Source organism: Streptomyces virginiae (assembly GCF_040638905.1).
GTDB lineage: Bacteria > Actinomycetota > Actinomycetes > Streptomycetales > Streptomycetaceae > Streptomyces > Streptomyces virginiae_B.
In genome coordinates, this window is record NZ_JBEZYV010000017.1 from 90,648 (window position 1) to 116,764 (window position 26,117).

General features: G+C 69.9%; 11 protein-coding genes, 1 pseudogene and 1 riboswitch. Of the genes and pseudogenes, 4 read left to right on the forward strand and 8 right to left on the reverse strand.

Annotated elements, in window-relative coordinates; translation table 11 throughout:
* Positions 1 to 2: 2 nt before the first annotated feature.
* Positions 3 to 1,253: a cobalamin biosynthesis protein CobG gene (locus AB0F82_RS23055; RefSeq protein WP_436842135.1), complete on the reverse strand. Its 1,251-nt coding sequence runs from the start codon at positions 1,251 to 1,253 to the stop codon at positions 3 to 5.
* 336 nt (positions 1,254 to 1,589) lie between these two features.
* A riboswitch (cobalamin riboswitch) is annotated at positions 1,590 to 1,708 on the forward strand.
* A gap of 46 nt (positions 1,709 to 1,754) precedes the next feature.
* On the opposite strand from AB0F82_RS23055, the gene cobN reads away from it, so the two are divergent.
* Complete coding sequence (gene cobN / locus AB0F82_RS23060; RefSeq protein WP_362630846.1) at positions 1,755 to 5,372, forward strand: cobaltochelatase subunit CobN; 3,618 nt, start codon at positions 1,755 to 1,757, stop codon at positions 5,370 to 5,372.
* A gap of 117 nt (positions 5,373 to 5,489) precedes the next feature.
* Here the strand turns inward: cobN and AB0F82_RS23065 are convergent, their stop codons facing one another.
* The 5 genes from AB0F82_RS23065 to AB0F82_RS23085 form a co-directional block, all read right to left on the reverse strand.
* Positions 5,490 to 5,711 carry a hypothetical protein gene (locus tag AB0F82_RS23065; RefSeq protein WP_362630849.1) on the reverse strand — a complete coding sequence of 74 codons (222 nt, stop codon included), beginning with the start codon at positions 5,709 to 5,711 and terminating at the stop codon, positions 5,490 to 5,492.
* Between the two features lie 91 nt (positions 5,712 to 5,802).
* Positions 5,803 to 7,320, reverse strand: coding sequence for an immunity 49 family protein (locus AB0F82_RS23070; RefSeq protein WP_362630852.1), 1,518 nt, complete (start codon positions 7,318 to 7,320; stop codon positions 5,803 to 5,805).
* 37 nt (positions 7,321 to 7,357) lie between these two features.
* The gene (locus tag AB0F82_RS23075) at positions 7,358 to 8,023 is read right to left on the reverse strand and encodes a hypothetical protein (protein WP_362630855.1); all 666 of its coding nucleotides are present in this window, start codon (positions 8,021 to 8,023) and stop codon (positions 7,358 to 7,360) included.
* A 29-nt stretch (positions 8,024 to 8,052) separates the two neighbouring features.
* Positions 8,053 to 8,298: a helix-turn-helix domain-containing protein gene (locus tag AB0F82_RS23080; protein WP_362630857.1), complete on the reverse strand. Its 246-nt coding sequence runs from the start codon at positions 8,296 to 8,298 to the stop codon at positions 8,053 to 8,055.
* Positions 8,299 to 9,216: 918 nt separating this feature from the next.
* Positions 9,217 to 9,609, reverse strand: coding sequence for a hypothetical protein (locus AB0F82_RS23085; RefSeq protein ID WP_362630860.1), 393 nt, complete (start codon positions 9,607 to 9,609; stop codon positions 9,217 to 9,219).
* 719 nt (positions 9,610 to 10,328) lie between these two features.
* On the opposite strand from AB0F82_RS23085, the pseudogene AB0F82_RS23090 reads away from it, so the two are divergent.
* A pseudogene (locus AB0F82_RS23090) lies at positions 10,329 to 11,057 on the forward strand (tyrosine-type recombinase/integrase); the annotation flags it as partial.
* A 134-nt stretch (positions 11,058 to 11,191) separates the two neighbouring features.
* On the opposite strand, the gene AB0F82_RS23095 reads toward AB0F82_RS23090, so the two are convergent.
* The gene (locus AB0F82_RS23095) at positions 11,192 to 11,560 is read right to left on the reverse strand and encodes a hypothetical protein (protein ID WP_362630863.1); all 369 of its coding nucleotides are present in this window, start codon (positions 11,558 to 11,560) and stop codon (positions 11,192 to 11,194) included.
* A gap of 240 nt (positions 11,561 to 11,800) precedes the next feature.
* On the reverse strand, positions 11,801 to 18,745 hold the full coding sequence (locus AB0F82_RS23100; protein WP_362630866.1) for a polymorphic toxin-type HINT domain-containing protein: 6,945 nt from the start codon (positions 18,743 to 18,745) through the stop codon (positions 11,801 to 11,803).
* A 729-nt stretch (positions 18,746 to 19,474) separates the two neighbouring features.
* On the opposite strand from AB0F82_RS23100, the gene AB0F82_RS23105 reads away from it, so the two are divergent.
* Positions 19,475 to 23,728, forward strand: a complete 4,254-nt coding sequence (locus AB0F82_RS23105; protein ID WP_362630869.1) for a ricin-type beta-trefoil lectin domain protein — start codon at positions 19,475 to 19,477, stop codon at positions 23,726 to 23,728.
* 334 nt (positions 23,729 to 24,062) lie between these two features.
* Complete coding sequence (locus AB0F82_RS23110; protein ID WP_362630871.1) at positions 24,063 to 26,084, forward strand: ABC transporter ATP-binding protein; 2,022 nt, start codon at positions 24,063 to 24,065, stop codon at positions 26,082 to 26,084.
* The last annotated feature ends 33 nt before the right edge of the window (positions 26,085 to 26,117 follow it).

Consider the following 26,117-nt stretch of genomic DNA (forward strand, 5'->3'; position numbering starts at 1 on the left):
CTTCACTGCGTCTTCGGACTCTGGGGTGATGAGGTGTTCTCGCGTGCGGCCGTCAGGGCGGCCGCCAGGTCTGGCCGGTTCGGCAGGGTGCGCCCGTGCGCGGAGAGCCGGTATCCGTCGGCGGTGGCGAGCGCGTCCACCCACTGCGTGCCCCGCGGGTGGCCGCACCGGCGCTCGCAGCCGGACCAGTGCACGGGCAGCGGCCCCCGCGCCCGGTCCACCACGGCGCGCGCGTCGGCGCGTACGTCCGCGAGGGACTTCGCACAACCGGGGCGCCCCGTACAGGCGGTGACGGACAGCCAGGGGCTGTCCGGTGAGACGACCAGCCCCGCGCCGGCCGGCAGGGCCGGGTCCGAGGCGCCCGGGAGCACGACGGTGCGCCACGGGGTGATGCGCATCCCGTCGCCGCGCTCGGCCACCTGTACGAGGACCCTCCACTGGTCGGTGCTCAGCCGGCCGAACGGAGGCAGCACGCACAGGGGATCGTGCGGGCCGGGCAGGGGCGGGGCGCAGTACGGCCAGTCCACGGCGGGCACGCGGACCGCGTCGATGCCGGCGGCGGCCAGCCGGGCCGCGAACTCCCCGTCGTCCAGGGCGTGTCCGGCGGGAAGTTCGGCGACCCGCCAGGCCCGGGTGCCGGCCGCGTCCACGGCGTCGAGGAAGTACTCGGCGGCGAGCAGCGCGGCCCGCGGCGCTTCCCGCGCGGCGACGGCCACCGCCCCGGCGGCGGCCCCGAGGCGCACCAGGGCCCGTTCGCCGGGCCGCCCGAGCACGGTGACGTCGGGTTCCAGGGCGGCCACGTCCCCCCGGCCGTCGTCGAGCGCGAAGAGGAAGCGGCCGGACAGCGCGGTGACGCGGGCGTTCGCGCACAGGAGCCGGTCCAACTCGCGCACCCAGGGCAGTACGTCCTGCGAGGTCGGGGTGGCCACGATGTTGCGTACGCGTTCGTGGCCGGGCGCGGGCAGCAGTCCGGCGGCGTCGAGCAGCTCCGCGAGGCCGTTGCCGCAGCCGTCGGCGAGGCCGCGCAGCTGGAGGTTGCCGCGGGAGGTGAGTTCCAGGTGCCCGTCGCCGAACCGGTCGGCGGCCGACGCGAGGAGCGAGGCCTGATGCGCGGTCAGCGCGCCGCCGGGGATCCGGACGCGTGCGAGGTACCCGTCGTCCGCCGCGTGCAGCCGGAGCGCGCCGGGGCAGGCGTCACCGCGGTCCCGTATGACGGGTTCGTCCCGCGATACGGCGGAGGGGGGCTGGGGCATGGCGGCGAGCATACCCACGATTCCCCTCCCCGGAACTGTGTCCACCGCCACCCCCGCCCGACGGCCGGCGCCACAGCCGCGCGGATCCAGCCGCCGCGCAGATCCCAGCCCCGCCGGCGTTTGAGGCGCGGGGGTCCGGGGGCAGAGCCCCCGCAACCGAGCCGCACCCGACGCGACCACCCCGCCCGAACCGGCGGAGCCACCGGCGGAGCCCCCTGGCCGAGCCGCACCCGACACGCCACCCCGCCCCGGCCGGCGGAGCCACCGGCGGAGCCACCGGCCACCCCCACTCCCGACCACCGCAAACGCCACCTAGGATGACCACCGGCGGCCCGCACGGTCCGCCGTCGCCGAGGACGGCGACATGGGAGGAAGCCCGGTGCGAATCCGGCGCGGTCCCGCCACTGTGAACCCGGCAGAGCCACACGGCCGGGTGAGTCAGGAACTCCCGCTGTCCTCACTGCCCGGGGCGCGGAAACCCCGAGGAAGGCCTGCCGCCGCATGATCCTGCTGCTGTCGACGTCCGACACCGATCTGCTCAGCGCTCGCGCAGCGAACACGGCGGACGCCCCCGTCCCGTACCGGTTCGCGAACCCCTCCCGCCTTCCCCTCGACGACCTCCCCGGCCTCCTCGACGGGGCCGACCTGGTCGTCGTACGCCTCCTCGGCGGCCTGCGCGCCTGGCAGGACGGCCTGGACCTGCTGCTGTCCCCCGGCCAGACCCGCCCGGTCGTGGTCCTGACCGGTGAACAGGCCCCGGACGCCCAGCTGATGGAGGCCTCCACGGTCCCGATCGGCATCGCGGCCGAGGCACACGCCTACCTCGCGCACGGCGGCCCGGCCAATCTCGAACAGCTGGCCCGGTTCCTCTCCGACACCGTCCTGCTCACCGGTCACGGGTTCGAGCCGCCCGCCGCCGCCCCCACCTGGGGCCCCCTGGAGCGCACCGCGCGGCGGACCGACGGCCCCGAGGTCGCCGTGCTCTACTACCGCGCGCACCAGATGAGCGGCAACACCGGCTTCGTGCACGCCCTCTGCGAGGCCGTCGAGGCCCACGGGGCCCGGCCGGTCCCCCTCTACGTCTCCTCCCTGCGCAGCCCCGAGCCGGAGCTCATCGAGGCCCTGTGTTCCGCGGACGCGGTCGTCACCACCGTCCTCGCGGCCGGCGGCACCAAGCCGGCCACGGCCTCCGCGGGCGGGGACGACGAGTCCTGGGACGCGGGCGCGCTCGCCGCGCTCGACGTTCCGATCCTCCAGGCCCTGTGCCTGACCGGCTCCCGCGCCGCCTGGGATGAGAACGACGAGGGCCTCTCGCCACTGGACGCCGCGACCCAGGTCGCCGTGCCCGAGTTCGACGGCCGTCTGATCACCGTCCCGTTCTCCTTCAAGGAGCTCGACGAGGACGGCCTGCCCGCCTACGTGGCCGACCCCGAGCGGGCCGCCCGGGTCGCGGGCATCGCCGTACGCCACGCCCGGCTGCGTCACATCGAGCGCCGCGACAAGAAGATCGCCCTCGTCCTCTCGGCGTACCCGACCAAGCACTCCCGCATCGGCAACGCGGTCGGCCTGGACACCCCGGCCAGCGCGGTGGAACTGCTGCGCACCCTGATCGCCGAGGGCTACGACTTCGGCCCGGTCACCGAGATCCCCGGCCTGGTCTCGGGCGACGGCGACGAGCTGATCCGCGCCCTGATCGAGGCCGGCGGCCACGACCAGGACTGGCTCACCGAGGAACAGCTGGCCCGCAACCCCGTCCGCATCCCCGCCGCCGACTACAAGCGCTGGTTCGCCGAGCTCCCGGCCGAGCTGCGGGGCAGCGTCGAGGAGCACTGGGGCGAGGCCCCGGGCAACATGTTCGTGGACCGTTCCGCGAACCCGGAGGGCGACATCGTCCTCGCCGCCCTGCGCCGCGGGAACCTCCTCATCCTCATCCAGCCGCCGCGCGGCTTCGGCGAGAACCCGATCGCCATCTACCACGACCCCGATCTGCCGCCCTCGCACCACTACCTGGCCGCGTACCGGTGGATCCAGGCGCGCGCGGAGGACGGCGGCTTCGGCGCGGACGCGATGATCCACCTGGGCAAGCACGGCAACCTGGAGTGGCTGCCCGGCAAGAACGCGGGCCTGTCCGCGGCCTGCGCCCCGGACGCCGCCCTCGGTGACCTGCCGCTGGTCTACCCCTTCCTGGTCAACGACCCGGGCGAGGGCACCCAGGCCAAGCGCCGCGTACACGCCACCCTGGTCGACCACCTGGTGCCGCCGATGGCACGCGCGGAGTCGTACGGCGACATCGCGCGGCTGGAGCAGCACCTGGACGAGTACGCCCAGATCTCGGCGATGGACCCGGCGAAGCTGCCGGCCATCCGCGCGCAGATCTGGACCCTGATCCAGGCGGCGAAGCTCGACCACGACCTGGGTCTGCAGGAGCGTCCGGACGACGACGGCTTCGACGACTTCCTGCTGCACGTCGACGGCTGGCTGTGCGAGGTCAAGGACGCCCAGATCCGCGACGGTCTGCACGTCCTGGGCGGAGCGCCGACGGGTGAGGCCCGGGTCAACCTGGTCCTCGCCATCCTGCGCGCCCGGCAGATCTGGGGCGGCACCGCGGCCCTTCCGGGTCTGCGCGAGGCGCTCGGCCTGGACGAGTCCGCGGCCACCCGTACTTCGGCGGACGCCGTCGAGGAGACGGCCCGCGCACTGGTGCAGGCGATGGAGGACGCGAACTGGGACCCGTCGGCGGTCCCCGCGGTCGCGGCGGACCACTCGGCGCAGGTGGCGGCGGTCCTGACCTTCGCCGCGAACGAGGTGGTGCCGCGCCTGGCGGGCACCACGGACGAGATCGCGCACGTGGTCGCGGCCCTGGACGGCCGGTTCGTCCCGGCGGGCCCCTCGGGCTCGCCGCTGCGCGGCCTGGTCAACGTCCTGCCGACGGGCCGCAACTTCTACTCCGTCGACCCCAAGGCCGTTCCGTCCCGCCTCGCGTGGGAGACGGGCCAGGCCCTGGCCGACTCCCTGCTCACGCGCTACCGCACCGACAACGGCGAGTGGCCGGCCTCGGTCGGGCTGTCCCTGTGGGGCACGAGCGCGATGCGCACGGCGGGCGACGACGTCGCCGAGGTCTTCGCGCTGCTCGGCGTCCGCCCGGTCTGGGACGAGGCCTCGCGCCGCGTGACCGGGCTGGAGCCGATCGGGCTCCAGGAGCTGGGCCGGCCGCGGATCGACGTGACACTGCGCATCTCGGGCTTCTTCCGCGACGCGTTCCCGCACGTGATCGGCCTGCTCGACGACGCGGTGCGGCTCGCGGCCTCGCTGGACGAGCCGGAGTCCGACAACTACGTCCGCGCGCACGCCCAGGCGGACCTGGCCCTGCACGGTGACGAGCGCCGCGCGACGACCCGTATCTTCGGCTCGCGCCCGGGGACGTACGGGGCGGGCATCCTCCAGCTGATCGACTCCCGCGACTGGCGTACGGACGCCGACCTCGCGGAGGTGTACACGGTGTGGGGCGGCTACGCCTACGGCCGCGGCCTCGAAGGACGCCCCGCCCGGGACGAGATGGAGACGGCCTACAAGCGGATCACGGTCGCGGCGAAGAACACGGACACCCGCGAGCACGACATCGCCGACTCGGACGACTACTTCCAGTACCACGGCGGCATGGTGGCCACGGTCCGCGCACTGCGCGGCACGGCCCCCGAGGCGTACATCGGCGACTCCACCCGCCCGGAGACGGTCAAGACCCGCACCCTGGTCGAGGAGACCTCGCGCGTCTTCCGCGCCCGCGTCGTGAACCCGAAGTGGATCGAGGCGATGCGCCGCCACGGCTACAAGGGTGCCTTCGAGCTCGCGGCCACGGTCGACTACCTCTTCGGCTACGACGCCACGACGGGCGTGGTCGCGGACTGGATGTACGACAAGCTGACCGAGACGTACGTCCTGGACCCGGTCAACCGAGCCTTCCTGGAGGAGGCGAACCCGTGGGCCCTGCACGGCATCGCGGAGCGCCTCCTCGAAGCCGAGTCGCGCGGCATGTGGGAGAAGCCGGACGCGCAGATCCTCGAAGCGCTGCGCCAGGTGTACCTGGACACCGAGGGCAACCTGGAGGGTGAGTCGGAGTAGGTCCGCCGCTCGCCGGACGCACGACGAAGGCCGTTCTCCCCACCCCTTCAGCGGGTGGGGAGAACGGCCTTCCCGCCGTCGGAGCCGCGTACCCCGAGTACGCGCACCGCCGGCCGGCTACGCCTTGACGGTCTGGTTCAGCGCGACGAGGGCCTGCGCCCAGCGCACGTACTTCAGCTGCCCGAAATCGGCGACGGTCTTGACGCCGAACGCCTCGTGGAGGAGTTCGCCGTCCTTCTCGCTGACGCCCTTGAGCGCGGCCACGGGCGCGGCCAGCACATCGGCCAGCGACTTGTCGGCCCACGCCTTGTCGAGCACCTTGTCCAGTTCGATCGCCATGAGTGTCCTTCCAGGAACATCAGCACCTCATACGCGGGCAAACCTAACGCAATCGGACAATCACCTCGCGCTGCGGCACGCCGCCGGTGTGTCAGGAGATGTCCTCGATCCTCTTGCCGTCGACGAGGTACCTGGGCAGGTGCGGCAGCCGTTCCGGATCGATCGGGAATCCCTGGTCGTGGGCGAGGCAGGCCATGGCGAGCGGGCCGAGCGCCACCCGGGCGCGCGGCGCCGCCGACTCAGCCCAGTAGCCGCCGTGTTCCGCGAGGGCCTCGGTGAGCGCCTCCCCGAAGGCCTCGTGGTCCCGGGTGAAGAGGCGGTGGAAGAGCGCGACCGGCTGGTAGTCGACGCGGTTCACGAACTCGTCCGGGGAGTGGGTCAGCGACTCGGGCAGGGACGCCTGCATGGTGGCGAGCAGCTTCTCCACGACCGCGTCGCCGGTGCCGCCGGAGAGGTAGGTCTGCAGGGTGTCGACCCAGTGCAGGACGTAGGCGTCGACGGTGTCGTCCTCCCGCAGCGTCTCCAGCGGGACCCGGCACAGCCGGGCCACCCGGTCGTGCGCGCGGCAGGTGAGCGCGAGGTAGACGGCGTCGAGCCAGGCGCGGGCATCGGCGGGCGGGGCGGCGGCCGCGGCGGGCAACCGGAGGGTGTTCTCCTCCCCCAGGTACCACTGCTCCGACTCGGATCCGGTGAACAGCGCGGAGCCGAGCCGCACGGCCGTCGCCCAGGCGTCCCACGTGTCGAGCTCGGACACGACGGGATCGGCGGTGCAGCGGACATGGGCCAACGCCAAGGCCGAGGCGAAGGCGTCACCCAGCCCCGACGGATCCTCCGCGAGCCGCGCTACGGACTCGACGGTCGCACGCGTCAGTGCGACCGGATCCGGGGCGGCTCCGTCCGCGGCGGGGGTGGCGATCCGGCCGGCGCGATCGAGGCGGACCAGGCCCTCCATCAAAGCGAGCAGCTCCTGCGGCGGCTTGAGCGACAGCGTGCGCGTGTCCTCGTCGACGACCGTGAGGGAGGTCAGACCGCCCCGGTGCCACCAGTAGACCCGCGGCGACAGGCGCCCGGGGCCGTCCTCGTAGGCGCCAAGGGCGTACATGGCCAGGTCGTTGAGGGCGTCCACGACCGAGCCGTCGGCTATCGGGTGGAAGGCCAGCAGGTGCCGGGTGGGGACGACGACGAGGGCGCCGGCGGACGGCAGGGCCGCATGGGTGACCTGCCGCGCGAGTTCCCCGAGGTGCAGCGCCTTGGAGGCCACGAAGTGCGAGTCGCCGAAGACGGACTGCAGCGCGGCATGCCCCTCCAGGGAGATCTCCTCGTGCGTGACGGGCACCCGCATCAGGTTGGCGTACGCCGCCTGCCCCAACTCCTCGATCCCGACGCGCTCCACGTCGTCGTCGGTGAGGGAGCGCACGCTGGTGGGCCCGTCGAAGGCGTAGACGAAGACCAGCTCGTCGGCGATCACCCGGGCGTACCGCATGCCACCGGCGACCTCCGGCGTGATCAACCCGACGGGCAGCAGCCGCGCGTGCACCCCGCACAGCAACTCCTCGACGCTCTCGCCGCCGTGACCGGCACTGGATTCAGATGAGTTGTCTCGATTCACCCCCGAACCCTACGAGACGCCCCTGCCCCGACTTCACTCACCCCGAACCCTGACGTACACCGATCAACTTCCCCCACTCGACCCTGACGAGCACCGGATCGACCGTCTCGAACAACACCTCCGTTTCCCGGCCCACAGCCGACGCCGCGGTGCTCGCGACGCGGTGGTAGTGCCGGGCCTCGTCGGGGCGGTTGTTGCGGCCCGCAGCAGCCGCTGCCCGAAGCGCCAGCCATCCCCACGCCGCACACTCGTCCGGCGTCGCCCGCGACAGACGCGGCTCGATCACGTCGGCCGTCTGGGAGGCGAGCTGCTCCGCCTCGTCCAGCCGCCCCTGTCGCAGCAGCAGCCAGCACATCCCGATCACGCCCGATGCCCCGGTGAGCTCGTCGTCTGCGCGGCGGGCATCCGTGATCGCACCGGCCAAGGCGGTATAAGCGAGGTCGTACTGCCGCACCTGCTTCAGATACCGGCCGGCCAACTGCAACGCCTCGGCCCTTGCCAAGACCGCCTGGCGGTGCTCCTCGCCACTGTCGTAGTAGGCGACCGCGCTGTTGGCGTCCCGCAAAAGTCCTGGCAGTTGGGACGCGACGCTGTTGTAGCTGTCGGAGTGATACAGCACGGCTCCGTCCTGGACCGTCCTGCGGAACCGACGCAGGTTCGGTTCCTCCTCGGCGGCCTCGCCCCCCAGGTCGGTGAGGTCCACTGGTGGCGTGAGCGCGGCACGAAGCTGGATCAGGTTGACGCGGTCGGATCCTCCCCGCGGCCGACGGGTTCGGGGGCGTCCGGGGCCAGTAACGTCGCCGTGGTCACGCCCAGCGCGCGGGCCAGTGCGTGAAGGGTCTCCATGCGGACCGTTCCACCCTGTTCCACCTTGCGCACCGTGCCCGGTGACACGCCTGCGGCGTGGGCCAGTTCCTCTTGGCTCAACCCGGCACGACGCCGGTACTTGCGGACGTTGTCAGCCAGTTCCGTAGTCATCCGCTCACCACCTCCAGCGCCACGGTACGCCGGTGGGGCGTATCAACCGGGGGCTATCCGGCAGATACCCGACCGGGGCGGTAACCCACCACGGCGCGCATGGTTGGGCACAAGGCCGGCCCGAAACGGCGCGGGGCCGGAGCCCGGCAAGAACGGCGCCTGAGCGGGAGGGGTCCCTCGTCGGTCGGGCAGCTTCGCCGTACCAGGGTTCTCCGGGGGCCGCCAAGGCTCACTCGGTGACGCTTGCGCTTGGCCTTGGCGGCCCCCGGGGGTTCCTGGTACGCCTCCGGTGACCGGGCGACGAGGGACCCCTCCCGCGACCCCGACCAACCGTCACCACGATGGAGCCGCACTCGTAGGTCGGCCTCCTCCCCTCGGAGAGAGGGCCGGGGCCTGGGGCAGCGCCCCAGGACAATCCCCGCTGTTGGCTGTTGCGCGCCCGGACCGGCGGGGCCGCCGGTAAGCGGGGCGGAGACAGGAGCGGGCGGCGGCCCCGAGGGGCCGGAGCGCGCGCGGGCCGCGTCAGCGGGCCGCCCTGATCAAGTAAAGAAACTCTGAACAGCCCCGACCACTCAGGTACGACTCAAGACCGCTGCCGGTAGGCACGCCTGGTGTGGTTGCGCGGCCCTCCCTCGATACCTCTCTTCAGCAGCAGCGGGTCACCGCTTCGCGGGACAAAGTCCACCGACGTTGCCGTCAACTACTGCCGTCAAACACCCCAGGGGCCCATCGGAACAGATCCCTGGGGCCCCTGGTGCGCTGTGAAACTGCGACGGTCGGCAACGCTTGGCATCTTCCTCTTCGATAAGCCTGCGCGGCTCGTCTCAGAATCAGATTTCTACCAAACCCGATGAGGCGTCAGGGGTAATCCCGTAAAGAACTTCGACCGGGCTGCACTCGCCAATCACCAAGGGTTCCTTATGGAGGGGGAGTCGCCCCGGATGGAGGCTTAAGCCCAATGCATCCGATCACTTTGAGTGGGCAGGGGTCGAGGTGTAGCTGGAAATAATAGCCACCCCGATTTCGATCGTCTACATAGCCAACAAGGAGGTCGCGCTCCCCGATTTCAGAAAGATTCGCAAGGGATTCCGGGAACCCCAGCGAAGGTTTGCCTAGTTTCTGTAGTCTCCTCATTCTTCTGCCACATATGTGCAGGAGCCTCACAGACGGGACCAATCCCGGCCATACGGCGAAGTCTGCTCCAGCGATCAGGGCGCTCCTGACCTCGATACTGGCTTCAGAGTCGGAATCGAACGCCGCCAGGAGTTCCTCCCTGAGGACTTTCACACCTACCGCCTTGGGGCTTTCCATGTAACTCCACCATCGAAACTCACTTCCGACGCTGAAATAGTTCCGGCGATTAGATGTTCATCCTCAAAGTATCCGAGATCATACTCGCTACCGTCGATTTCAATATCCCTTCTTGGCTCCACGGTGGGATTGATGTCTGCTCGACGTATGCGCAAAATAATCCCGCTTCCCCCAAGGTCTTCAGTGGCTTCAAAGGCCCGCTCCTATGTTGGTGGTCCAAGAAGTGAAAACACTTCCCGTATTGTTTCCTACGCGCCACGCCGGATTTGAATGTCCCCCGTACGGAACCGCACGGCCTTGAAGTGTATCGTCGTACTGATTGTGTCCCTCGGCGAGACCGCGGTACAGATATTCGTCGTCGCAATTGTGAACGAGGGCCGGTGTGGCACCCGCCAGCACATAGTACGTGTGCGTGCTGAAGTGCTGTCATCTGCGTTTTCGCAGGTCAACGGAATTCGGCCAGTCCGTGGGTGTGCGTGGAAGTGCCGTGTTGTGCGCCCCTGTTGCCGTCGGCGTTGCCGTCAGACGGCTACGCACGTGAGGGCGGCGGAGTGGGCTTTGGCCGGTGTCCTGTTCGGGTTGGGGTCGGCCATGGTCAGGGGCCGTACGCTGGCCGGCAACTCGGGCAGGCTTTGGACCCCTCGCGGACTGCGTGTTCGAGCGCGGATTTGAGAACGGAGTGGACGTACGTCACGGTCAGCGGGGACAGCCGCTTGCCGCAGCAGGACGAACCTCCACGCAACGTCGCCCGGAACGTCAAGACCACCGCGCCGCGCCCCAGACGCTTCACACCACTCACAGCAGCCGAGGCCTGGCAGCTCCTCCAAGCGGCCAAGAGCGACCGGCTGCACGCACTGTACGAACTCGCCCTACGCACCGGACTCCGCAAAGGCGAACTCCTCGGCCTCCACTGGGAAGACCTCGACCTCGACGTTGGCACCGCCGGCATCCGACATTCTCTCCAACGCACCCGTACGGGCGGCCTCACCGCGCTGCCTACCAAGACGCGTGCCTCTGAGCGCCGCATAGCCCTGCCCACGGGGTGCGTCCAGTCATTGAAGAGCCACCGTGAACGCCAAGGGAAGGAACGCACGGTCTCCGGAACGGGCTGGAAGGACAGAGGTCTGGTCTTCACCACCCCAACCGGCGGACCGCTTGACCCCGCCAACCTCACCCGTCGCTTCCGCGGCCTCCTCGACCGTGCAGGGCTGCGCCGAATCCGCTTCCACGACCTACGACACTCCACCGCCACCCTGCTCCTGGAGCAAGGCATCGACCTCGTGGTCATCAAAGAACTGCTCGGCCACGCCCACACCGGAGTCACCGCCGGCGTCTACGCCCACGTCAGACTCCGCCTCCAACGCCAAGCGATCGACACGCTCAACGACGCACTCGGCACGGACAACGACGGCCCTGGGGACCCGCCCGCCGCAGTGGTCGTCCGCTGACGTTGCCGTCAGCGTTGCCGTCAAACACAGCCGTACCGCCACGACAACATGTCGATGGCGGTACGGCTTTCTGCCCCGAGGGTTTCCAAGTAGTCCGAAGAAACAGGGCAGTTCTCGTGCAGAAAGGTGTGCTACTACAACTGATCCCGAATTTCTAGCCAGGCATCAACGTCGCGACTGACCTCTCCACTCACCACCGCGGAAGAGACCCACGGAAGAGCAGACAAAATTAGTTCAACGTCATGCAATTCGGAGAATCTGACACCCACCTCGCCGCTCAGGGGGATCGCCTGCCCCACGGGCGCAAAGAAGTCTTCGCCGGCGGCCAAGTACTCCGCTTTCCTGGTTTCGGACTCCGCTAGCGCCTGTTCACGTGAGAGAGGAATTCGATTGACCGCCCATTCGGCAGCCCCGTCCGGCGTCAGGATTTCAGGCAGGCCAGCGACTGGCGGGGTGAATCGGAGCGCGATGGCTGCGAGTCGCAGGATCCAGTACGCCCCCATGGGGGACCTGATGCCCCCAACAGCTACCGCCAGCCTGACGACCTCCACGCTGACTTCAAAGTCGCGTCTACGCTGACTCGAAGCCACATCCCGTAGGGGACTTACGCTGGTCTCCAGCGATTCGAAAACCGCCAACCACCATTGCGGATAGCTCCCGTCAGGAAAGCGCCTGTGGATCCAGTCGGAGATCCCATCGACTGGGATGTTCCGGATCTCCCGTAGATCAGACTCCACTCCCATTTACGGAGCCCTCCCGCCATAGTCCCTAATTACTGCCAATGGAACCCTAATTCCGGCCCCAGCGAAGGCGTCGACCCCTCGCTCGATGAACGCGGCGGCACACTGAGCACAGGGTGGCGTGTAGTGGCCCGTCATGTTATCGAATGAGGACACCGCGCCACCATTGCGGAATGAGACTTGCCCTGCGGCAATTACTGGCGCACCACCACTGGCTACCGTGTGATGAATCCCGGGTGCAGCTCGAACCATGTTCAGGTTCCCTGCCTCTCCAACTGTCCAGAGGAAGTCCCCACCCTCAGATGCGGCGCGCGAGAAATCAGAGGAACCGGCGGCCATTGGAGAAATACCCGCGAAGTCAGCCTCCATCATTTCAAGCCCCAGATCGTCGGGCCTGTTATTAGAGATCGAGCCGTTGCCGCAATTGTGGACGAGGACCGGAGTGGCCCCCGCCAGCACATAGTACGTGTGGAAGTCGTCGACCGTGAGGTTGTAAGTGGTGACGGCGTACGGGTAGTTGCGGGTGGTTTGGACCGTGAGGGCCGTGCCGTCGGGCTTGCGGAGTTGCTCGCCCGGGGCGAATTCGCCGGCGTCGAGCCACTGGCGGCGGGTTTCGCTCCAGTGCGGGTGGTGGGCGGTGGAGGTGAGGGTGGCCGGCGGGCCGCGGGGGTTGGCGTCGTCGGTGAGGGTGAGGTCGGTGAATTCCTTGTCGTCGGGGGTGATGATGGTCGCCGTGACCGTCTTGGGCGCGGTTTCGCCTGTCTGGGGGTCCGTGGCGAGGACCCTGTCGCCCACCTCGACGTCCTCGATGGCCTTGCTCGTTCCGTCGGCCATCTGCACGCGCGTGCCAGTGGGGAAGCTGTTCTGCTTGGTGCACGACGGCGCTGCCGACTCGCCGGAGCGCGCCTCAGCCCCTCCGCCGCTCGCCTCGCCGTCGGTGTCGCCTCTGTCTGCCTTGGACTGCGTGCCCGGGCTGTCGCTGGCCGACTCGGTCGTTGCCTTCTCGTCCGCCGACTTGCGTGCTTGGGCTGCTGCCGCGGCTGCTTCGTCGTCGGCCTTCTTGGCCTTGGTCACCGCCGCCATCGCCCGGGACACCTTGCTCTCCGCGGCGTCGACGGCCGAGTAGGCCTTGTTCAGTTCCTTGTAGATCTTGAAGGCCTGGATGCCGATCTTGATGGCCTTGGCCACCTTGCCCCAGGGGACGGCGTTGAGGGCGGTGTTGATGCAGGCCATGACGTCGCCCTTGGTGAAGCAGTCGCGGGCGTCGTTGTAGCCGATGAGGTCCATGACCAGGTCGACGACGGCGTGCTTGAGGGCATCGCGGCGCTTCTTGGCCTTGTTCAGCTCATCGTTGGACCTGTTCAGTTCCTTCGTGGCCTCGTCCGAACCGCCGCTTCCGCCCCCGTTGGCGGACTGGGAGGCGTTGACGTTGCTGGTCGTTCCGGTCTTGGTGTTCTGGGCGCAGGAGGAGAAGTTGTCGCAGAAGACCTTCAGCCCGGTCGAGTCCGACTTGTTGATCGGGTCGTTGTTGGAGTAGGCGTACGCGTTCCACTGCTGCGGGTCGCCCGGGTCGATGATCTGGTCGGGACTGATGAAGCGGCCGGTGGCGGGGTCGTATTCGCGGGCGCCGAGGAGGGTGAGGCCGGTTGCCTCTTCCTTGGTGCCGCCGACGAAGCCCTTGTCGCCCGCCCAGGAGCCCGGCGCCGGCTGGGTGCCGCGTTCGTTGCCGAAGGGGTCCGCGGGGCGGCGCACGTGGTTCAGGTCGGTGGCGTCGAACTGAACGCCGTTCGTGCCGTGGTGGTCAGACGACTGGTAGGAGAGGGACGACTTCCCCGCGCTCGTCGTGCGGGTGACGGACAGGCCTCCGGGGGCGCCGTAGGTGCGGACGTTGGAGACCTTGCCGGTGGCGGTGTCCAGGGTGATCTGGTCCGTACCGAGGTTGAGAGTGGTCTTGCCCGGGTCGCGGCGGATGAGCTGGTTGCCGCCGGTGTCGTACAGGTAGCTGGTGCCGGCGCTCTCGCCGGTACCGGTGATCTTGTCGAGCTTGCCCTGGTCGTTCCAGGTCAGGGTCTTGGTGCCCGGGGTGCTGGTGATCGAGGCGGTGTTGCCGCCGGCGTCGTAGGTGTACGAGGTGACCTTCGTGCCGGCCGTGCTGGTCTCGGTGGACTTCATCAGGGCGTGCGGGCCGCCCGTGCCGCCGCCGGTCTTCGGGTCCGAAGACGGGGTGTTGGGGCCGGTGCCGAAGGTCTGGGTGACCGTCGTGTCCTTGGCCGCGTTTCCGCTGACGTCCTTCTTCACCAGCTTGGTGCGGTTGCCGATCCGGTCGTACTCGTACTGCTGCCAGTACGGGGCCGGCCCGCCCACGCTCGGCTTGCCGGTGCCGTCGACCGCGGGCGCTGCGCTGTTGGTGCAGCCGCCGATACCGCGGACGTTGGGCTGGGGCGCGTTCGTGGTGGTACCGGTGTCGGTCCACGCCTGGGTCAGGCGGCCCAGGTAGTCATGGGTGAAGCACTGCAGGTCGCGGGCCGCCCCGTCCTGCGTGTTGCTGATCGACGTCAGCTGCCCGACCCGGTTGTAGGTGTAGTCGAGGACGTCGACGCTGGCCCTCGTCCCGGTCTGCTTGTCCAGGGTGGACCGGACGGGCCGGCCGGTTGCCTGGTCGTAGTCGACGGTCGAGACCACCTGCATGCCCGTTTCGCCGAGCGTGGTGCGGATGGCACGGCCGTACGGGTCGTTGAAGACGTCCACGACGTAGGGGGTGCGGACGTCTCCGATGGTGCCGGCGATGGACGACAGCTTGCCGACGTCGTCGATGCCGAAGGCGAGCCTCTCCGTCTCCAGGCCTGCGGCCGTGATGGCGGGCAGGTCCGTGGCCCTGAGCTGACCGTGCTTGTCGTAGGTGTTCTTGGTTTCGTAAGTGCCCGCCAGCTGCTTCTCCGCCGTGGGGACGGTGACCTTGGTGCCAAGGGGCCGGTAACCACTGTCATAGCCGGTGATCTCGGTGATGTACGGGGTGCCGGACTTACCGCCCACATAGCGGGTGGTGGTGGCGGGCTTGCCGAGGGCCTTGGGCTTGGTGTCGTAGGTGAAGGCGCCGACCTGCTTGGCCGGGTCGACCGTCTTGCCCTCGTACGTGGCGACGGTGCGGCCGAGGAGGTCGCTGACGGTGGTCGCGCTCTTGCCGCGCGCGTCGGTGACGGTGACGAGGTTGTTGGCGTCGTCGTAGGCAGTGGTGGCGGTCCCCGAGTCCGGGTCGGTGGTCTTCACCGTCCGCCCGAGGAGGTCGTAGGCGAAGGTCCACTCGTTGCCCGCGGAGTCCTTGCGCCGCAGTTCCTGGCCCTGGGTGTTGACCTCGTAAAGGGTCTCGTCGTAAGGGCCGGTCGGGTTGTTGCTCTTGTATTGGCGCAGGAGCGAGGTGGTGCCGTTGCTGATGCGTGCCGTGGCGTAGCCACCTGCCGGCGGGATCGAACGGACCTCGTCGGCTCCCGGGTACTCGGTCTTCGAGCGCCACTGCTCGATGCCGTAGGACTGGAAGACGGAGGCCGTGGGGCGGCCGAGGCCGTCGAAGACCGAGACGGTCTGCGCCGGGATCTGGCTGTCGGGGTTCACCCCGCCGTTGGGCAGGAAGAGCGCGCCCGACGGTTCCTTCTCGTCGTTGTAGTAGGGGGCGCTCGTCTTGACCTGCCGGCCATGGGAGTCGAAGAGGGCGTCGGTGATCAACCGGCCCTTCGCCCCGGACGGGGTGTGGGCCTGGGTCTGGCGGACGCGGCCGAGGCCGTCGTAGACGGTGTAGCTGTTGACGTACGTCTGCTTGTTCGCCATGAGCGTTTGGCTCAGAACGGTGGTCGGCGCCTTCGTGCCGTTCATGGCGTAGGAGAACTTGCGGACCGGCGGATCGGTCGTCCGGTCCTGGCCCGGCTGCCAGACGGCGGTGACCCGGCCGAGGGAGTCGTAGCCGCGTTCGGCGACGTGACCGTTCTCGTCGGTGGTCTTCATCGGCAGTGCGCGGCCGGTGTCGAGGGTCGTGGTGGTCTTCCAACCGAGGGGGTTGGTATGGGTGACCTCGTACGGCAGAGCGTTGGGCAGGGACTTGTACTCGGTCTTGGTGACGGCGCCGTCGGGGTGGGTGGCGTCCTTGCGGAGCTTGTTGGTGCTGGTCGCCAGGCGGCCGTAGACGTCGTAGGTGGAGGTGATGTTCAGCCGGTAGACCGGCTGGCCGGCGGCGTCGTACTTCTCCAGGACCTCGGTGCCGGTCTGGTTGGCGGTCGTGCCCGTCTGGCCGAGGGGCTTGTCGTCGAAGTAGGCGCGGGTGTCACCGACCGTGTTCGCAGCCGTGGCGGGTCCCGTGCAGCCGCCGGTGCCCTTGAGGATCAGGGTGCGGGAGGCGAGCTGGGTGAGCGCGCCGGCGGGGCCGGCGGCGTAGGTGAAGGTGGTGCACAGCCGCTGATCGGGGCGGGACAGGTCGCTCTTGTCGTCGACCTGGACCGGCCGCGAGAAGGCGGTGTCGTCGTAGGTGGAGGCGCGTTCGCTGACGCGCCAGGTGGTGCCGTCGGCGAGCTTGGCGCGGCTGGTGACCTTGCCGGTGTTCATCACTCGCGCTTCGATGGCGGGCATGCCGCCGGACTGGGCGCGGGTGGCGGTGGGCTTGGTGCGGACCCAGGGGGTGGAGACCTCGTCGGCGATGACGGTGCCGCCGTCGCGGTCGTAGGTCTCGGTCTGGCGGACGAATCCGGAAAGGTGGTTCTCGTCCTTGATGGTGCCGCCGTGGGCGTCGGGGACGTTCACGCTGCGCTTGGTGCCGTTGGCGAGGACGTCGCCGTCCATGCCGCGCAGGAAGGTGGCGACGGATTTGGTGCGCGGGGCCTGTGCGCTGTTGCCGTTGCCGGTGCGGGTGGTGACGGTGGCGTAGCCGCGGAACTGGTCCCAGGTGCGGGTCTTGGAGTCGGTGAACTCGGAGTCGTTGCGGTGCCAGGCGATGCCGCCGCCGTACTCGTAGTCGGTGACGACGGTGGTCTGGCCGGCGACCATGTCCTGCTGGGTGACGGACTGGACGACGACCTTGTGGAACCAGTCGTCGACCGGGTCGGGGAAGGACTGGTCGGGCAGGTACCACTTGACCGGCATGCAGGCCATCGCGTTGGTGTCCGCGGCGGCGGGCATCGTGACCTTCACTCGCGAGCACTCGGGGGCCTTGTAGACGACGTTGATCCGGCCACCGGTCTCGGTGGTGATCTCCTGGATGCGCGGCCGGTGGAACGGGGAGGTGGTGGCCTCGGTGCCGTTCGGGCGCTTGACGGGGCCGTCGACCCGGTTGGGGATCTGCTTCGGCTGCCCGAAGGTCACGGGCGGCACGTCCAGCTTCGGGCGGGCGTTGGTCGCGCTGCGCTGGATCGATTCCAGCCACAGCGTCGGCGCGGAGCCGTCACCGGAGGGCTCGAAGCGCTGCTTGAGCAGGTAGGTGTCGATGTTGCGGTAGCCGCCGGTGCCGAGGACCTCGGTTTCGATCTTCGCCAGGCGCTTGGTGGAGAAGTAGGTCGGCGACAGGCTCAGGCACTGGCCCGATGCCGCGCATTCCTGGTCGACCGGGGTGTCACCCCACGCTGCGGGGCTGGTCTTGCGCTTGGCCGGGTCGCATACGGCGGCACCTTCGAAGCAGCGGTCTTCGATGCCCAGCTTGATCTGGGCGGCGGTGTCGGCCTTGCCCTTGGCGGCGATCTGGTCGGGTAGGCGCTGGCCGTAGCCGATCCAGGTCGGGTAGGAGGCGCGCTGGTAGGCGGTGGGGGTGCCGGTGCCGTTGTTCTGGCCGCCGCCGCGCGCGTAGTGGTTGGTTTCCTGGCCGTAGCGGTAGGAGGTCAGGTTCTGGTGCGGGTCGACGACGTAGTCGAGGTTCCACTGCCAGCCCAGCTGCTGCCACGTGCCGTTGGCGGGGGTGGTCGCGCCCAGGCACTTGTCCTGGCCGCTGTTGAAGTAGACCGGGACGGTGGAGACGGAGTCGGCCTGCGGGTCCGTACCGTCACCGCCGGGCAGGCGGTTGGAGCCGAAGTAGTACTGGGTGCCGTCGGTCGTGGTGACCTTGAAGGCCTCGCCCTTCCAGGCCGAGTTCCGCTGGTCGGTCAGGCGCTCGATCTTCGTGCCGTCGTCACCCTGCAGGCGGTACTCGCAGGTGGTGTCGTCACGGACGATCTGCCCGGCATGGCCGGCCATCGACAGCGAGAGGATGTCGCCGGACCAGCACTCGTCACCCGAGTCCTTGATACCCGCGTCCTTGCAACCCCGGTACGAGCGCGAGATCGACCCCGGGTGCCAGTCCCAGCCCTCACCGACCAGACCGGCCTGCGCGTTCGTCGACGCCGTGCGGCCGTCGACCGAGGCGGAGTCGTAGCCGAGCACGACACTCGGCGCCGCACCCGCGATCGCCGACGGGATCTCGGCCGTGTAGCCGTACGTGAAGTTGCCCGCGTTCGCCCCCGCCTGCCACGAAGCCGACGGCAGCAGCGGCGTCGCGGAGTAGTCACCGAGGTTGCTCGCCGGACCCGGCTCCACGCCCAGGACGACATCCTGGGGGGCCAGCATCCGCGGCGTCGCGGCGGACTTCGCGCCGGACTGCGGCGCGAGCACGGAGGCATGGGCCGCGCCCCTGCTACGGACATCGACCTCCGCGATCAAGCGGCCGGAAGCGTCACGGCGGAAGTCCACAGGGGTACGGGTCGTGCAGCCGTCAGCGCCCGGTGTCGTCAGCGCACACGGGGGGAGCTGCACCAGCCTGGCGCGGCTCGCCCAGTTGGCGCCACCGTTCTTCGCCCAGGCGGAGATGTCGAGGCCGACTTCGACCTTGTCCGTCGCGGCCGCTCCCACCGGGTTCGTGAGGGCGATCATCGCGCCGTTCACGCCAGCCGCCTTGGCCTTGGCCGCGTCCTTCACCTCGACCTTGAGACTGCGGATCCCCACATCCACAGGTAGCGACTTTGCGCCATTCACTGGTGCGATCCAGACAGGGAGCTTCCCTGCCTGGGTCGATCCGCCTTCGGGCGCGGCTCTCGCAGCACCCTCGCCAGCCAGCGCGACAGTCTCCGCGCCGGAGGGAATCTTCTTGTTCGATTCAGGGGTCCACTTCCGGCCAGACGACTCCTGCCCACCCGAAGGCTTGGCGTCCGACCCCTTGACCGGCTTGACGCGCGGTAACGGCGTCTGCGGCGGCGCCCACACTTCGGGAGGCTTCCCAGCCGCCTCGGCCAGGGGAATTCCCAGGCCGGACACGAGAAGCGCGAATACCGACGCGAGCACGACGCGCGAGCGAGCGGCGCGTGAGCGCATGAAGACCTGACCCCGATGACTCAACCGGATCCCCCCACGGGACACATGGAACGAGAACGCCGGGCCGGCCGAACCCGGGTGAAGCGCACCCTACGCAGCGCGCGTTCGATTCATCAGCGGAGTCCCGCATTCCCCTGGCGTGACTCACGTCACCCGCGACTCGACCCGGGCGTTCACCGCACAAATCGGACAGCTCGACGGAGTAATCTGTTGACAGATTGCAAGCGTGAAGGAAATGTGCGGCTGACTTCTGTCCGTCTCACAGCTTGGGGGGCCATGAACGTGAGGCCGTCATTACTTCCTCCGCCACCGCCGAGACCAGCAGGCCCGCGCAGACGGGCCTTTCGCACGACGGTTCTCCCCGTGGCCGGAGCCGTCGTCCTCGCACTCGGCACTGGCCTGATCGCCGCACCACCCGCGGCTGCTGAGGCTGCGCGCGGCCACGGCCCCTCGGACAGTTCCTGGCCCAGCCCCACGACCAGGCCTCCCAACCCGGAAGCGGGAGCGGTCGATGCCGCCAAGGCCCGAGCCAAGAGCAGCGGCAAGCCGGTTCTCATTGAGCACCTGACGACGGCGAGTTCCCAGACGTTCGCCACGCCGAACGGCACTCTCACCACGGACACCGCTCCCGTTCCGCAGCGCGTCAAGAACGAGTCGGGGACATGGCAGGCCGTGGACGCCACGCTCCGGGCCGACGCGGACGGCACCGTGTCCCCGGCAGCCGTCCCGTCCAAGCTCAGGCTCTCCGGCGGCGGCACGGGGCCGATGGCCACCATGACCACGGCGGACGGCAAGAAGCTTGCCCTCAAGGCGCCCTTCCCGCTGCCGAAGCCGTCACTCAACGGCAACAGCGCCCTCTACGCGTCCGTCCTACCCGGTGTGGACCTCGAACTCAGCGCCACCACCCTCGGCGGCTGGCGCCAGGTCCTGATCGTGCGCACCGCGGAAGCCGCCGCCAACCCGGCCGTCAAGAAACTGCACCTCGCGGTCGAGGCCGAAGGACTCACCGTCAGCGCGGACGGCGCCGGCAACCTCAAGGCCGCCGACGGCCAGGGCAAGACCCGCTTCTCCGCGCCCACTCCGCTCATGTGGGACTCGGCGGGCTCCTCGACCGCCGCCTCGGCCCCTCCCGCGAAGTCGGCGCAGGCTCCGACCGGCCGGTCCGACTCCGCCCGGGCCGCCGAGGACGGTACGACTCCATCGAGCGCCGACGGCCCCGGTACCGGTGCCACGGTCCAGAAGGTCGCCACGGCCGTGGATGCGAAAGGCATCCAGCTCGTCCCCGACGCCGCCCTCCTCGGCCAGGGCACCGGCCCGTGGTACATCGACCCGGGCTGGAACCCGACGCTCGACAACGCCAACCAGGCCTGGGCCCAGGTCCAAGAGGCGTACCGCGGCACGAACGAGTACAACGGGACCCAGGACGGGCAGGACAGGCCCGCCACCGGCTACTGCGGCTACCGATACGGAAACCCGCCCTGCACCGGCGTCGGCCGTACCCGCGCCTACTTCCAGATCGGTGTGGACTCCCGGCTCCACGGCGCCGAGATCATCAACGCGACGTTCTACGCGGACGTCGTGTCCTCCTCCAGCCCGGACACCCGCACACCGATGGGGCTGTACTCCACCGGGTACATCAGCAACCCGACCAGCTGGGACCACCAGCCGTGCAACGAGACTTCGCGCATGGGCGGCTGCAGCAAGGTCGGGCACGTCGACATGTCCGGCTCGGGCGACATCCAGTTCGACGTCAAGGATCTGATGAAGACCGCTGTCGCGCACAAGTGGCCCACCATCACCCTCGGCCTCGCCCCCGACGACGAGTACGAGAAGCGCTACCGCCAGCGGTTCAGCAACACCCCGCACGTCGTCGTCGAGTACGACATCCAGCCCACCGTATGGTGGCCCCGCGCGGCTCCCACTCCCGGCTTCGCCGACACCGGCTCCTACGCCGACTGCCGCACACCCGGCACCGCCAACCCGTGGGACAACCCCGGCTGGATCGGCGCCAACAACAACATCACCCTCACCACGTCCACCTACTCGGCCACCGGCCAACAGCTCTGGACCGGGTTCCAGTACTGGGACGACGACCAGGGAGGCGAGAGCAAGTACGCCGACACCGGATGGCAGAGCAGCTACGGCGCCGTCACGGTCGACATCGGGTCGCTGACCGACGGGCACCAGTACGGCTGGGTGGCCCGCACCTCGGACGGCACGCTCACCAGCGCCAGCACCGACATGTGCTTCTTCCGCGTCGACCGCACCCCGCCGACCGCCGCCGTCACCTCCACCGACTTCCCCGCCTTCGGAACCATCGGCGCCCACCCCAAGAACGTCGGCGAGGAGGGCACCTTCACCCTCACCGGCACCGATCCGGCGCCGGCCGTGCAAGCGCGGACCTCCGGTCTGGCCTGCGCTCGGTGGACCACCGACCCGGTGGAAGCGGCCGTCACCGGCTGGAAGTGCACCGACCCCGGGCCCGGCATCACCAAGCTGACCGAGGGCAAGGCCACCATCACGATCAAGCCGCCGCGGTGGGGCACCAACTTCGTCTACCTGCAGACCCAGGACAACGCGGGCAACATGTCCCAGCCGTTCGTCTACAGCTACTACGCGCCGTCCGACCCGAGCGGTACCGCCCCGGTGTTCGGCGACCTCACCGGTGACATGAAGGCCGACATCCTACTGCCCGACACCGCCGGGGCCCTGCGGGTGATCGGCGGAGGTTCCGACCCGGCCGCGGCGCCCAAGGCCGGCATCAGCTCCGCTCCCGGAGACAACGGCTGGAACGGCGTCCAGATCAGCCACCGCGGCAGCCTGGGCCACAAGACCGTCGACGATCTGTTCGCTCACGCGCCCTCCGGCCGGGACCTCTCCCTCTACCGCAACGACGGCATCGTGGGCCGGTTCGACAGCCGGGCCGCCGGAACGGTGCTCAAGCCGACCGGTTGCCTCACACCCGCCCGCGTCCCCATCCCCTGCGGTGAATCCGGTTTCGGACCCGACTGGTCGAACGTCACCCAGATCGCGGCCTTCGGCAACCACACGGGCGACAGCAGCACCAAGCCCAACTCGGTACCCCGTACCTCACTCCTGTTCGTCGAGAAGGGCCGGCTGTGGCTGGCGACGGCGGGCGAACCGGACCAACTCGAGACGGGAGCCGTCCTCCTCTCCGCCAACGACACCCGGTGGGACTCGTACGAACTGATCACCCCCGGCCGGGCACAGGGCACCGACTTCCCCACCCTGTGGGCCCGTTCCAAGACCGACGGAAGCGTCCGCGCCTTCACGGTCAAGGGCACAGCCCAGGCACCCGACCTCACCGGCTTCACCGATCCCGCCGCCGGCACCGTCATCGGGAAGATCGACCCCACCGCCCACCCCCGGATCGGCTCCGACGGTGATCTCACCGGCGACGGCATTCCCGACCTGTGGGCCGTCGACGCCAACCGGCAACTCGTCGCCTTCAACGGCATCGGCACCCGCCCCGACGGCGGAGGCGTCCCGCACCCCACCGTCACCGGCTTCGAGTCCACCCCGGTCACCCTGGGCAACCTCAACATGCCCAAGGCCCAATGGCCCCTCACCGGGGAGAAGGGCGGCACCACCCCCAGCACGGTCGGGAAGTTCCCCGCCACCGCGACCGGGGTCACCTGGCCCAACGCCACCATCGACGGCCGCAGCACCACCTACGCCGCCTTCGACGGCCCCTCCTCCTCCATCAGCGCGTCCGGCCCGGTGATCGACACCCGCAAGAGCTTCACGATCAGCACATCGGTCATGGCCACCAAGGCCGGAGGCGTCGTCCTCGGCCAGGGCCCGAAGGGCAACACCTCCCTGCTGCTCTTCCCCAACCACTACACCAGCACGTGGGAGTTCGCCCTGGGCAACCCGGCCACCCCCGGTTGGCCCTACGACACCACCGCACAGACCAACAGCGCCGCCCGTATCGCCTTCGGCACCTGGACCCGGCTCACCGCCGCCTACGACCACACCACCGGGCAGATGCGCCTGTACGTCAACGGCACCCTCGCCGGAACCGGCCACCACAACTCCTCCGCCGGTCCGGCCCCCGCAGGCCCGCTCACCCTGGGCCGGTTCGAGGACGCCGACACCCCCTCAGGCCTCACCGGCGGCGTCAGCAATCCGGCGGTCTATCCCTACGCCGCCTCCGTCACCGCCACCGGGGCCGCCGGCCCCATCAGCCTGACCGCGGCAGCGGGACATTGCGTCGACAACGACGGGAACAGCGCCGACGACGGCAACAGGATCCAGATCGCCGGCTGCAACGGCACCGAGGCCCAGAAGCTCCAGATCCGCGACGACGGCACCATCCGGACCCACGGAGCATGCCTCAATGCGACGGCCGCCGGTACCGCCAACACCACGCCCGTCGAACTGCGCGCCTGTGACGGCAGCGCGCCGAGCCAGAAGTTCCTGCCCCGCGCCGACGGCACCATCCACAACCCCGTCTCGGGCCGCTGCCTCGACCTCGGCAACGCCGACACCACGCCGGGCCGACAGCTCTGGCTGTGGGACTGCAGCGGTTCCGCAGCGCAGCGCTGGAGTGTTCCCATCCTCGGCACGGCACCGCTCCCCGTCCCCGTCCCGTAACACCCGCACCACCGCACGGAGGCCGTCTCCCCCACCCGGGAGGCGGCCTCCGCCGCCTTCCTGGCCGCCCGGTCGCGGGAGCTCGGGCGCAATCCCTCGAAGGGGGGCATCGACACCTGCGGGTGGTTCGAACGTCCGGTGACCGCGCCGCCCTTGGGCTCCGGACGGGGGTCGCAACTGTGTGCGGGCGTTCGTTCCCCGCGGGCCGTGACGCCGCTCTGAGCAGCCACGTTCTTCCGGCGTCAGTTCGCAGCCGCAGCGCCTCGGGAGGAAACTTGCGATCCGTGCACGTTCATGTGGTGTTCGACCCGGCACCGGGCGGAGGTGGCCGCGCATGAGGCTCCTCAAGCGGCCCACGACCCTCCAGCCCGCCGTCTCGGCCAGCGAGCGGCGGCTCTTCGGCGGGCCCCTGCGCTACGACGCCGGCTGGTCCAACCACGACTACGCCCGCCTCGAAGGGCGGCTGCTGTCCACCCTGCGCTCGATGCCCCGCATGGTCGCCGGGACCCTGCGCCTGGCCTGGGACACCGACCGGCCGGCCCTGCTCACCGTCGCCGCCTCCGAGGCCGGGCAGGGGGTCACCTCCGCCGTCGGGCTGCTCGTCCTGAGCGAGGTGCTCCGTACGCTGCTCGGCTCGGGCAGCCCCGCCGAGCGGCTGCACGCCGCGATGCCCGCCCTGGCCGCGGGGGTGCTGGTCGCCGTACTGGGCGCCGTACTGGCCTCCCGGTCCACGGCCGCCGCCGGACGGCTGGAGCCGAAGATCGAGCGGGCCGCTCACGAGCAGTACTTGAAGGCCGCCGTCGAGGTGGAACTCGAAGCCATCGAGGACGGGGAGTTCCGCCGGCTGCTGGACAGCGCCCAGTGGGGGCCGCCCTCGGCCCGCCGTACCGTCGGCGCCTGCGTGGCCACCCTCGGCGGCATCATCTCCCTCGTCGCCACCGCCGGTGTCCTTACCGTGCTGCACCCGCTGCTGCTGCCCATGCTGCTGCTGATCGCCGCCCCTCGCGGCTGGGGCGCGATGCGCGTGGCACAGCGCCGCTACCTGTCCGTCATCACCTGGGTCGAGCACGTACGGGCCGCCCGGCTCATCGGCCAGCTGCTGATCTCCCGTACGTCGGCCCCCGAGGTGCGGGTGCACGGCGTCGGCCGCTACCTGCTCGGCCACTACCGCAACATGGCCGAGGTCGCCGAGAGCGAGGCCACCCGCCTGGCCAAGGACAAGGCCGCCACCGAGCTGCTCGCCGCCGCGCTCTCCGGCGCCGCGGCGCTGATCACGTACGGGGCGATGATCGCCCTCATCGTCACCGGGCGGATGGACCTCGCCGTCGCCGGCACCGCCGTGATCGCGGTGCGCACCGGGTCGGCGAGTCTCGGCGCGCTGGTGGCCACCACCAACACCCTGCACGAGGAGTCCCTCTACGTACGGGACCTGGAACGGTTCGTCGCCGAGGCCGGGCGGCGGGCCATCCCCGACGGCGGGGTGCCCCTGCCGGAACGGCTGGGGACGGTGCGGCTGGAGGACGTCCGCTTCAGCTACCCCGACCGGGACGAACCCGCGCTCGACGGTGTCTCCCTCACCATCGAGGCGGGCACCGTCGTCGCGCTCGTCGGCGAGAACGGCTCCGGCAAGAGCACCCTGGTCAAACTGCTCGCGGGCCTGCACCTGCCCGACTCCGGTTCGCTGACCTGGGACGGGGTCGAGGTGCGGGGCGCCGACCGGGAGCAGGTCTTCGACCGGGTCGCGCTCCTCACCCAGGACTTCGAACGGTGGCCGGTGACCGCCCGCACCAACATCGCCATCGGCCGGCCCGGGGAGGGCGGGGCCGAGGAGGCGGTGGAGCGGGCGGCGGATGTGGTCGCCGCGGCCCGGTACGCGGGGGCCGACCGCGTGGTCGAGAAGCTCCCGAACGGCTACGAGACCCTGCTGGCGCGGGTGTTCAGGGGCGCCTCGGAGCTCTCCGGGGGGCAGTGGCAGAAGTTCGGGCTGGCCCGGACGCACTACCGGGACGCCCGCGTCATCGTCGTCGACGAGCCCACCTCCGCGTTGGACCCGGAGGCGGAGATCGCCGCCTTCGACAGTATCCGGGGGCTCGCCGGGCCGCAGCGCGCCGTCGTCCTCGTCACGCACCGGATGTCCGGCGTACGGTACGCCGACGTCATCTACGTGTTGCACGAGGGGCGGCTCGTCGAACAGGGCGGCCACGAGGAACTGCTGGCGCTCGGCGGCCGGTACGCGTCGATGTTCCGGATGCAGGCCGAACAGTTCGCCCAGCCCGACCCCCGGTCCCGGCGGTCCGGCTCCTCCCCCATCCCCCGGCAGACCGGCGCGTCGCCGACCGACACTTCCGTCACCTGATGCGGTGAACTCCTCCTTATCCCGGTGACACCA